The 11,189-nt window shown below is 64.4% G+C and carries 10 protein-coding genes; 6 read left to right on the top strand and 4 right to left on the bottom strand.

Annotation, left to right across the window (positions count from 1 at the left end; all coding sequences use genetic code 11):
• A partial coding sequence (locus QM712_RS18705) for a cysteine rich repeat-containing protein (protein WP_415024606.1) occupies window positions 1–595 on the bottom strand: 595 nt, incomplete at its 3' end.
• 167 nt (window positions 596–762) lie between these two features.
• A complete protein-coding gene (locus QM712_RS18700) occupies window positions 763–1,764 on the bottom strand; it encodes an NADP-dependent oxidoreductase (protein ID WP_415024605.1) in 1,002 nt (333 codons plus the stop codon).
• 209 nt (window positions 1,765–1,973) lie between these two features.
• Between QM712_RS18700 and QM712_RS18695 the strand changes: the two genes are divergently transcribed.
• Entirely contained in the window at window positions 1,974–3,269 is a 1,296-nt protein-coding gene (locus QM712_RS18695) for a dicarboxylate/amino acid:cation symporter (protein ID WP_415024604.1), read from the top strand.
• Between the two features lie 12 nt (window positions 3,270–3,281).
• On the top strand, window positions 3,282–4,199 hold the full coding sequence (locus QM712_RS18690; RefSeq protein WP_415024603.1) for an amino acid ABC transporter substrate-binding protein: 918 nt from the start codon (window positions 3,282–3,284) through the stop codon (window positions 4,197–4,199).
• 73 nt (window positions 4,200–4,272) lie between these two features.
• Here the strand turns inward: QM712_RS18690 and QM712_RS18685 are convergent, their stop codons facing one another.
• Window positions 4,273–5,199, bottom strand: coding sequence for an ATP-grasp domain-containing protein (locus QM712_RS18685; protein WP_415024602.1), 927 nt, complete (start codon window positions 5,197–5,199; stop codon window positions 4,273–4,275).
• Window positions 5,200–5,573: 374 nt separating this feature from the next.
• Between QM712_RS18685 and QM712_RS18680 the strand changes: the two genes are divergently transcribed.
• The 4 genes from QM712_RS18680 (at window position 5,574) to QM712_RS18665 (ending at window position 9,782) form a co-directional block, all read left to right on the top strand.
• Entirely contained in the window at window positions 5,574–6,347 is a 774-nt protein-coding gene (locus QM712_RS18680) for a ferredoxin--NADP reductase (protein ID WP_415024601.1), read from the top strand.
• A gap of 369 nt (window positions 6,348–6,716) precedes the next feature.
• Entirely contained in the window at window positions 6,717–7,592 is an 876-nt protein-coding gene (locus QM712_RS18675; RefSeq protein ID WP_415024608.1) for a patatin-like phospholipase family protein, read from the top strand.
• Window positions 7,593–7,753: 161 nt separating this feature from the next.
• Window positions 7,754–9,436, top strand: a complete 1,683-nt coding sequence (locus tag QM712_RS18670; protein WP_415024600.1) for an FMN-binding glutamate synthase family protein — start codon at window positions 7,754–7,756, stop codon at window positions 9,434–9,436.
• A gap of 106 nt (window positions 9,437–9,542) precedes the next feature.
• Window positions 9,543–9,782, top strand: coding sequence for a PilZ domain-containing protein (locus QM712_RS18665; RefSeq protein WP_415024599.1), 240 nt, complete (start codon window positions 9,543–9,545; stop codon window positions 9,780–9,782).
• A 3-nt stretch (window positions 9,783–9,785) separates the two neighbouring features.
• Here QM712_RS18665 and QM712_RS18660 read toward each other — a convergent pair whose 3' ends face one another.
• Entirely contained in the window at window positions 9,786–11,081 is a 1,296-nt protein-coding gene (locus QM712_RS18660; RefSeq protein ID WP_415024598.1) for a hemolysin family protein, read from the bottom strand.
• Between the last annotated feature and the right edge of the window lie 108 nt (window positions 11,082–11,189).

Genomic DNA, 11,189 nt, shown 5'->3' with positions numbered 1-11,189 from the left:
GAGCGTCGACGACGACTGGATGGTGTGTGCCCGCGGCGGCCGTCTGGGGTGCCGCTGCCTCGCCGCCGGATGCCGCGCTCACGGCCTTGGCGCAGGCCGGCGACACCTTGGCCTTGTTCTTGTCGAGACATTCGAGCGCGGCTGCACCGCCAGGCGACACGCCGGCGCACACCTTTGGATAGTCGGCGCGGCAGGCGCTTTTGATCGCGGCGACCTGCGTGCTGCTTGGTTTCGACCCGCCGCTCTTGGCTGCGGCCGGCTTGGCTGCGGGCGCCGCCTCGGTCTTCGCCGGGACGGACTGGGCGGGTTCAGCCTTGGGGGGAGCCTCCGCCTTGGGAGCGGCGGCGGGCTCGATCGCGCGCACTGCGCCCTGACACCCCGATGACAGGCTCGACATGTTCTTCTGGAGGCATTGCAGGGCCTCCATGCCACCCGGTGTGACGCTCGCACAATGGGCCTCGTAGTCGGCCCGGCACGCGGAACGGATCGCGCTCTTCTGCGCATCGGTCGGGGCCTGCGCGAAGGTCGGTGTTGCAATTGCGAAGAGCACCAGCCAGGCGGCGGACGTGACGACATGCTTCATTGGCGTGAACATCTGCATGAATTCCTGCCCTGTCGTGGAGCGCTCGGCATTCCGTGCGAGGCTCTCAAAAATCAATTCAATGCAATCATGGCGAGCAATGTCTCGCAGCCGACATCATTGGCCGCTTTCGCGGCCACCGCAAGGAGATTATGCGCAGGAAAGGCGAGGGCTTCGGCGCTTCAGAGCTTGACCATGCGCTTGCCGCGGTTCTCACCCGCCAGCAATCCGATCAGCGCCCGCGGCGTGTTCTCGAGGCCGTCGATGATGTCCTCCTGCACCTTGAGCTTGCCGGACTTGACCCAGGCCTGGAGGTCGGCGAGCGCGCGCTGGCTCTGATCCATGTAGTCCATCACGATGAAGCCCTGCATCACCAGCCGCTTCACGACGATCAGGCCGGGCACGCCGCGCGGGCCATGCGCCGCGGGCACGCCGTCATATTGCGAGATCGCGCCGCAACAGGCGATGCGGCCGTAATTGTTCATCTGCGGAATGCAGGCTTCCAGGATGTCGCCGCCGACATTGTCGAAATAGACGTCGATGCCCTTCGGCGCCGCGGCGCGCAACGCCTTGAACACCGCGCCGTCCTTGTAGTCGACCGCGGCATCGAAGCCGAGTTCGGACGTGAGCCAGTTGCACTTGTCCGCGCCGCCGGCGATGCCGACAACGCGGCATCCCTTGATCTTCGCGATCTGGCCGACGATCGAGCCGACCGAGCCCGCGGCCGCGGAGACCACGACCGTTTCGCCGTCTCTCGGCTTGCCGATCTCGAGCAGCCCGAAATAGGCGGTGAGGCCGGCGATGCCGAACACGCTCAGCAGATGCGTCAGCGGTTCGAGCTTCGGCATTTTGGTGAGATGTTTCGCGGGCACTGCGGCATAGTCCTGCCAGCCGGTGTCGCCGAACACGATGTCGCCGGGCGCAAGCCCCGGCGCCTGCGAGGCCATGACCTCGGCGATGGCGCCGCCGGCCATCACGCTGTTGGCTTCGACAGCGGAACGATAGGTTGCGCCGTGCATCCAGGCGCGGTTCGCGGCATCGAGCGAGACGTAGCGCACACGCAGCAACGCTTCACCGTCCTTCGGTTCCGGCATCGCGCCTTCGACCATCCTGAAGTGCTCGGGACCGAGCTTGCCGCTGGGCTTTTCCACCAGAAGAATCTGGCGATTGACGCTGCCACTCATCGCGTTCCCTCTTCGCTTGCTTGACGATTATTGATGCAGTCGCCGCAAAGAAAACGTGCAGGCGGCATTCGTTGTGCGCTGCGTGAAGGCTAGATCGCACACTCCGATTGCGCAATGGGAACATTCCGTTTTCGCGACGCACGCCAAGCGTGTTGCGTCGTCGTCATATCTGCGACACTATGAAGCGCCGGTGTACGTGGGGGTAAGCAATGTCGAACAGGTTTACGCAATACATTCTGGCCGCGATGGTGCTGGGCATCATCATGGGCTCGGCGATCTACAACTTCCTGCCCGATACGCGAGCCGACTGGGCTTCGTCCATCAACCTGATCGCCATGATGTTCCTGCGCCTGATCAAGATGATCATTGCGCCGCTGGTATTCGCGACCCTGGTCGGCGGCATCGCCCATATGGGTTCGGGCGCGAAGCTCGGACGGATCTTCGCCAAGACCATGGGCTGGTTCATCAGCGCCTCCTTCATTTCGCTGATGCTCGGCCTCGTCATGGTCAATCTGCTCCAGCCCGGCGCGAACTTCCCCGGGACGCTGCCCGACAAGGCGCAATCGACCGGCCTGCCGGTCTCGGCCTTCTCGATCGAGAAGTTCCTGACCCACCTGATCCCGACGTCGATAGCGGACGCGATGGCGCAGAATGAAATCCTCCAGATCGTGATCTTCGCCGTGTTCTTCTCGGTGGCGATGGGCGCGATGCCCGAGCGCTCGAAGCCGATCCTGGCGCTGATCGACGATCTCGGCCACATCATGCTGAAGGTGACGAGCTATGTGATGTTGTTCGCGCCGCTCGCGGTCTGGGCCGCCATCACCGCGACGGTGGCGAAGAACGGCCTGCTGGTGCTCTGGAAGCTCGTCGTCTTCATGGGCGGCTTCTACCTGTCGCTGCTGCTCCTGTGGGGCATCCTGGTCATCGTCGGCTTCATCGTGATCGGGCCGCGCTACAGCCATCTGCTCAGGCTGATCCGCGAACCGCTGATGATCGCGTTTTCCACCGCGAGTTCGGAAGCGGCGTACCCCAAGACGCTGGAGGGGCTCAACCGCTTCGGCGCCTCGTCGCGGATCTCGAGCTTCGTGCTGCCGCTCGGCTATTCCTTCAATCTCGACGGCACGATGATGTACTGCACTTTCGCCAGCATCTTCATCGCGCAGAGCTACCACATCGACATGCCGCTCGGCACGCAGCTGGCGATGCTCGCGACCCTGATGATCACCTCGAAGGGTGTCGCCGGCGTGCCGCGCGCCTCTCTCGTCGTGATCGCCTCGACATTGGCGCAGTTCAATATCCCCGAGGCGGGCCTGCTCATGATCATGGGCATCGACACCTTCCTCGACATGGGGCGCAGCGCCACCAACGTGATCGGCAACACGCTGGCGACCTCGGTCGTGGCGAAGTGGGAGGGTGAGCTTGGTCCCGAGCATGCGATGGGACCGGGCGACGCCGTGCCCGGCGACATGGTGCCGGGCGAAGTGCCCGCGATGGCCGGCCATTGACGGGAGTGCGCCATGCGCCCTTCAACGGTGCTTTCCGGCGGCCTGTTGCTGGCAGCGTGTCTGCTGGCAACCGCCGCCTCCGCCCAGACCGGCGGCGAAGGGCTTAGCCCGACGCTGTCGGCCGTCAAGGCCACGCATACCGTGCGGCTCGGCTACCGCGAGAGCTCGCCGCCGTTCTCGTTCCTCGACCAGGCCGGCCGTCCGATCGGCTACAGCCTCGAACTCTGCGAGGCCATCGTCGAGGAGATCGGCGCCGAGGTCGACGATCCCAATCTGAAGATCGATTACGTCAAGGTCACCTCGGACGACCGCATCGACGCGGTCCTGCAGAACAAGATCGACCTCGAATGCGGATCGACCACGGCCAACTCCGAACGCGGCAAGCGCGTGGCCTTCTCGCCGCTGATGTTCGTCGCCGGCACCAAGCTGATGGTGCCGAAAGCGTCGAGCGTGCAGTCGCTGGCCGATCTGAAAGGCAAGACCATCGTGGTGACGAAGGGCACCACGAACGAGCAGGCGATCCAGGCGGCCGAGAAGAAGTCCTCGCTGGGGCTGAACATCGTCGTCGGCGCCGATCACGAGCAGTCCTACCAGATGCTCGCCGACGGCAAGGTGGACGCGTTCGCGACCGACGACATCCTGCTGTCGGGCCTGATCGTGCGCCACAAGGCCCAGGACAAGTTCCGCGTCACCGGCGATTATCTGTCCTACGATCCCTACGGAATCATGTTCCGCAAGGGCGAGCCGCAGCTGACGTCGGTGGTCGAGCGCGCCTTCCGCAAGCTCGGCTCCAACCACGATCTGGTCCCGCTCTACAACAAATGGTTCACCGCCAGGCTTCCGACCGGCGAACGGATGAACGTGCCGATCTCGCTGCAATTGGAAGAGGCCTTCAAGGCGATGGACGATTCGGCGAGCGCGAACAACTAGCCGGGCGTCGTGCCGCGATTTCGCTCTCGTTCCTTCTCCCCTTGCGGGAGAAGGTGCGGCGAGTTCGCGGCTGCTAATCTTCCCCGAACACCCGGTCGAGCGCCGCGTCGTAGGTCGCATGCACCAGTTCCGGATGCAGCTTCGCCAGCGCCTCCATCATCACGCCGGAATTGATCTCGAGCACGCGCCACGCACCATCCACGCGAACCACGTCGATCGATGCGAAGGTGATGCCGATGGCGCTCGCTGCGTCGGCGGCGAGCTTCACGCAGGCGGCTCGGACCTCGCCGTCGTCCATGAGAACCGGCTCTGCACCGGCATCGAGATTGTGCCGCCAGTTCAGGATGCGCCGCTCGCCCTTCGCAAGGACATTTTTTGTCTCGCGCGCCTCGAGTTCGCGGAGTTGCCGGCCGTGGCCCGCAGCGGTCGCGAGCTCATGCAGTGTGTGCACGCCGTCGCCGGTCACCGACGGCCGTTCCTTGCGGTAGACGATCATCGGCCGTCCCTCGAGCAGGATCACGCGGACCTCGTCCTCGATCTCGACATAGGGCGCGATCACGAGGCCGAGGCTCGACGAGAACACCTCGGTCATCGCGCGATCGAGCTCGTTCCGGTTCGTGACCTTGAACACGGCGCGTCCTGAGGTTCCTTCGTTGGGCTTCACCACCACGCCCTGCGGATTCTGCGCGAGCAGTGCCAGCATGGCGTCGTGCCAGGCTGTACCGGCGACGTGCACGCCCAAGCTCGGATTGAGGAAGAGGTGATGGGGCACGCAGGGCACCTGCGCCAGGCTGAGCGCTTCGCCGGCCGCCGATTTGTCGTTGGCGAGGCGATGGGCGATCGCGCTGTTGAGGCCGATGTCGTAGCCGAAGGCGAAACGGCAGGTCGCGCCCCGGCGCATGGCGATGAGCCAGCCGCCGGATCGGATCTCGACCGCGATGCCGTGGCCCGCGCAATAGCGCCTGATCGCCTGGAGGAAGATCCGCTCGCTGCCTGCCATCTGTCTTGATCGTTCCTGTCGCCGAAAGCCGCAAAATGCGGGAAACGGCGTCAAACCGGGTTGGAAATCAGAGCTATTCTTAATGAAATTCTCGCGAGCGGGACGGAAATTAAGTGCTGCAATCGAGCCCGAATGAGAAAAGAAATTGCCCTGCGCGCAGGCCGAACAGCGGATTCGTTAATGATCTGACCATTTCCGCCGCAAATGCCGCTTTGACCAGCATCAATTGCCTCCGGGCCGAGGTTGATTATTGATGCCAATGGCGTAGATCACACACGCGAAATCCTCCGCCATGGCAAATGGTGCTCGCCTCGTTTCAGGGGCCGGGCAACGCTTTTGCCCTAAAACCGCAATCATTCGGAATATCGAAAATCATGAGCGCGTTTTACCGAGAGAAGGTTCTGTCCGTCCAGCACTGGACCGATACGTTGTTCAGCTTCCGCGCCACGCGCGACACCGGTTTCCGCTTCCAGAACGGCCAGTTCGCGATGATCGGCCTCGAGGTCGAAGGCCGTCCGCTGCTGCGCGCCTACAGCATGGCGAGCGCCAATCACGAGGAAGAACTCGAGTTCTTCTCGATCAAGGTTCAGGACGGCCCGCTCACCTCGCGCCTCCAGAAGATCAAGGAAGGCGACACCATCCTGGTCGGCCGCAAGGCGACCGGCACGCTGATCACCGACAACCTCATTCCCGGCAAGCGGCTGATGCTGCTCTCGACCGGCACCGGGCTCGCGCCGTTCGCGAGCCTGATCAAGGATCCCGAAGTGTACGACCAGTACGACAGCATCGTGCTGGTGCACGGCTGCCGCCAGGTCTCCGAGCTCGCCTATGGCGAGAAGCTCGTGTCCGGCTTGCGCGAGGACGAGCTGTTCGGTCCGCTGCTGTCGGAGAAGCTCGTCTACTATCCGACCGTGACCCGCGAGCCGTTCCGCAATCGCGGCCGCATCACCGACCTCATCAATTCCGAGCAGATCTTCAACGACATCGGCCAGGGCCCGCTCGACATCGCGACCGACCGCATCATGATGTGCGGCAGCCCGGCGATGCTCGAAGAGCTGAAGGTCATGTTCGAAGGCCGCGATTTCATCGAAGGCTCCGGCAACAAGCCTGGCCATTTCGTGATCGAGAAGGCGTTCGTCGAGCGGTAAGCGCCGCTCGCGATAGGTCAGGCGCCCATCGCTTGATACTGCCAAGTCTGCACAGCGTCGTCCTGGACAAGCGAGCGTAGCGAGCGATGATCCGGGACCGATCACCCCAGGCGGCCGTTTGGCGAAGACCTGGGGTCGAGTAATCCGACGTCGCGCACAACTTCTCCCTGGGAGCATGGGTCCTGGCTTTCGCCAGGACGACCACGGTGGATGCCGCCGGCATCTCGCCTCATGCGCTCCACGTCCCCTCACCATCCTCCCCCGACTTTGTTATTGGCGTTGCTCGCGCCGGCGCTGATATAAGCTCGCCCCAAAATCTCGCCGCGATGTTGCAATGCGAGAGTTGGGGGAGCTACTCGCGCCTTGTCCGTGATCGACCATGGCCGTCCGCCGAAGCCGACCGCTTTCGTGCTGGCGGGCGGCGGCAGCTTCGGCGCGATCCAGGTCGGCATGATGCATGCGCTGGCCAAGCACGGCGTCGTCGCCGACCTCGTGGTCGGCTCCAGCGTCGGCGCCATCAACGGCGCCTATTATGCCGGTGATCCCACGCTGAAGGGTGTGCTTGGGCTGGAAGCGATCTGGCGCGGCCTGAAGCGTCAGGATGTCTTCCCGGTCACCTGGCGCTCCCTGCTCGGATTTGCCTGGCGGCGGGATTTCCTGATCCCGCATGACGGCATCCGCAGGCTGATCGAGGATCATCTGCCCTATCGCAATCTCCAGGACGCGGCGCTGCCGCTGCACATCGTCACCACGGATTTCATATCGGGCGAGAGCATCGTGCTGTCGGAGGGCTCCGCGGTCGAAGCGATCCTCGCGTCCACCGCGATTCCCGGCGCATTCACGCCGGTTCATTATCGCGGTCATTTTCTTGCGGACGGTGCGATCTCCTCCAATACCCCGGTCCGGGTCGCGGTGCGAATGGGCGCGAAGCGGCTGATCGTGCTGCCGACCGGGCATGCCTGCGCGGTGAACGATCATCCCCCAGCCGGCGCGGTCGCCAATGCGCTGCATGCGCTGACACTGCTGATTGCCCGGCAATTGGTGGCGGAGCTCGAGGGGCTCGCGTCCGACATCGAATATGTCGTGGTGCCGCCGCTCTGCCCGCTGGTCGGATCGCCCTACGATTTTTCGCGAACCGACGACCATATCGAGCGCGCGATCATCAGCACCGACGCATGGCTCGCGCAGAACGGCCTCGATCGGCACGGCCTGATTCCACATGAGGCCCGGCCTCACAGTCACTGACTTGTCATCTCATTTGAGTCTATTGCACTGCAATAGTGCGCCTCATCAGGCGGATTGATTTGCGGCAGCCGAATTCGGTAGCTTGAAAGCAAAAGCCGCGTCATATCCCCGGGAGGACGCAGGTGTATCGTACCCCGTCGTACTGACGAGAGGATGTGATCATGGCCGACGAGAACAAAGCGCAAGGTCCCGCCAAGCGAGCCATGGAAGAGAACGTGATGGAAACCCTGCTGCTTCCATTCTCGCCGCGCTTCATCATCCTGACCATCTGCGCGGTCGTCACCGCGCTCCTGATCGGAGTCGGCATCGCCGACCGCAAGATCTTCGGCATCCTGCTGATTCCGATCGCCATCTTCGGCGCGCTGACGCTGCTCGGCGTCCGCGATCTCATGCAGAAGAGCCATGCGGTGCTGCGCAACTACCCGATCTCCGCGCACATTCGCTTCCTGCTCGAAGAGATCCGTCCCGAGATGCGGCAGTACTTCTTCGAGAGCGAGAAGGACGGCATGCCGTTCTCGCGCGACACCCGCGCGGTCGTCTATCAGCGTGCGAAGATGCAGCTCGACAAGCGCCCCTTTGGCACGCAGGAGGACGTCTATCGCGAGGGCTACGAATGGATGCATCACTCGGTCTCGCCGAAGACGCATGCCGAGGAGAAATTCCGCATCACCATCGGCGGGCCCGACTGCAAGAAGCCGTATTCGGCCTCGGTGTTCAACATCTCCGCGATGAGCTTCGGCGCGCTGAGCCCGAACGCCGTGCGCGCGCTGAATGCCGGCGCGAAGCGGGGCGGCTTCGCGCATGATACCGGCGAGGGTGGTTTCAGTCCTTACCATCGCGAGATGGGTGGAGACGTGATCTGGGAGATCGGCTCGGGCTATTTCGGCTGCCGTCATCTCGACGGCACGTTCGATCCGGAGGCATTCGCGCGTGTCGCGTCCGACGACCAGATCAAGATGGTCGAGCTCAAGATCAGCCAGGGCGCCAAGCCCGGCCATGGCGGCGTGCTGCCGGCGGCGAAGGTCTCGGAAGAGATCTCCAAGATCCGCGGCGTCTCGATGGGAGAGGACTGCATCTCGCCGGCCTCGCACCGTGCCTTCTCGACGCCGACCGGGATGATGCAGTTCGTCGCGGAGATGCGCAGGCTGTCCGGCGGCAAGCCGGCCGGCTTCAAGCTGTGCATCGGGCATCCCTGGGAATTCCTGGCGATCTGCAAGGCGATGATGGAGACCGGCATCTATCCGGACTTCATCGTCGTCGACGGCAATGAAGGCGGCACCGGCGCGGCGCCGCTGGAATTCATGGACCATCTGGGCATGCCGATGCGCGAAGGCGTCAGCTTCGTCCACAACGCGCTGGTCGGCATCAATGCGCGCGACCGCATCAAGATCGGCGCGTCCGGCAAGATCGCGACCGCCTTCGACATGGCGCGCGCCATGGCGATCGGCGCCGACTGGTGCAATTCGGCCCGCGGATTCATGTTCTCGCTCGGCTGCATCCAGTCGCTGAGCTGCCACACCGATCGCTGCCCGACCGGGGTCGCGACGCAGGACCCGACGCGGGCCCGGGCGCTCTACGTGCCGCTCAAGATCGATCGCGTGCATAATTATCACCACGCCACGCTGCACTCGCTGTCCGAGCTGATCGCCGCGGCCGGCCTCGAACATCCGCAGCAATTGCGCCCGATCCATTTCAGCCAGCGGACCTCCACGACCCAGGTGAAGTCCTTTGCCCAGCTCTATCCGTCGCTGCGCCCGGGCGAGCTGATCGACGGGACCGAGGATCCGCGCTTCCGCGAGGCGTGGCGACTGGCGCGGGCGGACACGTTCCAGCCGGTTTCGTGAGCCCTGACGGTGTCACGGAGCCGCCGCGCGCCGTGACGGCGAAATTCGTCGGGGAGGCCGGCGCGTGGCTTAAGATTCGCGCAAGCTTTGCGTGTAGACTGGTCCCATGGACGAGCGCCGCAACAAAGCCAGGCATCGCGTGCTGAAAGCCGGGACGATCGAGTTCGGCGGCGGCGCCATCGACTGCACCGTGCGCAATTTCTCCGACACAGGGGCCGCGCTCGACGTCAGCAGCCCGGTCGGTATCCCCGAACATTTCACTTTGTTTCTGCAGGCCGACGGAACGCATCTCGCCTGCACGGTGGTCTGGCGCAAGGAAAGGCGGATCGGCGTGAGGTTCGGTTGAGCCTTACGCGGCGGCCGCGTCGCCTGGCCGGCTCGCCAGGATCTTGTCGATCCTCCGGCCGTCGAGATCGATGACCTCGACATGCCAGCCGCCGAGGTCGAACGCGTCGCCGACATTGGGCAGCACGTTGAACTGCTGCAGCACGAGGCCCGCCACCGTGTTGTAGCGGTGCGGCGGCAGCTCGATGCCGAGCAGCTCGCCGAACTCGTCGGCCGGCATCCAGCCGGAGATCAACAGCGAGGAATCCGCGCGCCTGACATAGGCCGGCTCCGGCGGACCTTCCTCGGAATGGAAGGCGCCGACGATCGATTCCAGGATGTCGGCTGCGGTGACAACGCCTTCGAAGGCGCCGTATTCGTCATAGACGAGGCCGACATGAACCGGCGCGGCCTTCAGGATCGTCAACACGTCGCGGGCGTCCGCCGACGCCGGAATGCCCGGCGCCTCGCGAACGAGCGCGCGCAGATCGGGCGTGCGTTCGTTCATGTAGGCGACCAGGAGATCCTTGGCCTGGAGCACGCCGATCGGCTTGTCGCGATCGCCGTCCGAGGCGGGAAAACGCGAATGCGGGCTCTTGGCGATGATCGCGCGAATGGTCTCGGGGTCCTCGCTCAGGTCGATCTCGTCGACCTCCGTGCGCGGTGTCATGACGGCGCCGACCGGACGGTCGCCGAGGCGCATCACGCCTGCGATCATCTCCTTCTCGCCGGGCTCCAGCACGCCTGCGCTCTCCGCCTCGCTGACGAGGTGATGGATCTCGTCTTCCGAGACCTTCTCCTCGGCCTTGCCGCCGCGGCCGAGCAGGGCGAGGATCAGCTTGCCGGACAGGTCGAGCAGCACCACCAGCGGCAACGATATCTTGGCGAGCCCGTCCATCACGGGCGCGACCTTGACCGCGATGCTCTCGGGGTCGCGCAGCGCCACCTGTTTCGGCACGAGCTCGCCGACGATCAGGGTCGCATAGGTAATCAGGGTGACGACGATGCCGACGCCGACGATGTCGGCGATCCCGGCGGAGAGACCGTGCTCGACCAGCCACTGTGTCAGCCGCTGTCCCAGCGTCGCGCCGGAAAACGCGCCGGACAGCACGCCGACCAGCGTGATGCCGATCTGCACCGTCGAGAGGAACTTTCCGGGATCGGCGGCGAGCCGCAGCGCACGTTCCGCGCCGCGCACGCCCTTGGCCGCCAGCAGCGACAGCCGGGCGGGGCGGGACGAGACCACCGCCAGCTCGGACATGGACAACAGGCCATTGATGACGATCAGGACGACGACGATGATGAGTTCGACGGACAACATTTTCGGTAAGGAAACGGGATGTCAGGCCCGGCGGACGCCGGGTCGAACCCCTTATATATGAACTCGAGGCCGACTTTCCCGGGTTCCGACCAAATTGTCGCAGGCGGG

Origin of the sequence: Bradyrhizobium sp., assembly GCF_047605465.1 — a bacterium.
Taxonomy (GTDB): Bacteria; Pseudomonadota; Alphaproteobacteria; order Rhizobiales; family Xanthobacteraceae; genus Bradyrhizobium.
The sequence above is the reverse complement of the archived record's forward strand: the minus strand, read 5'-3'. Positions and strand labels throughout refer to the sequence as shown.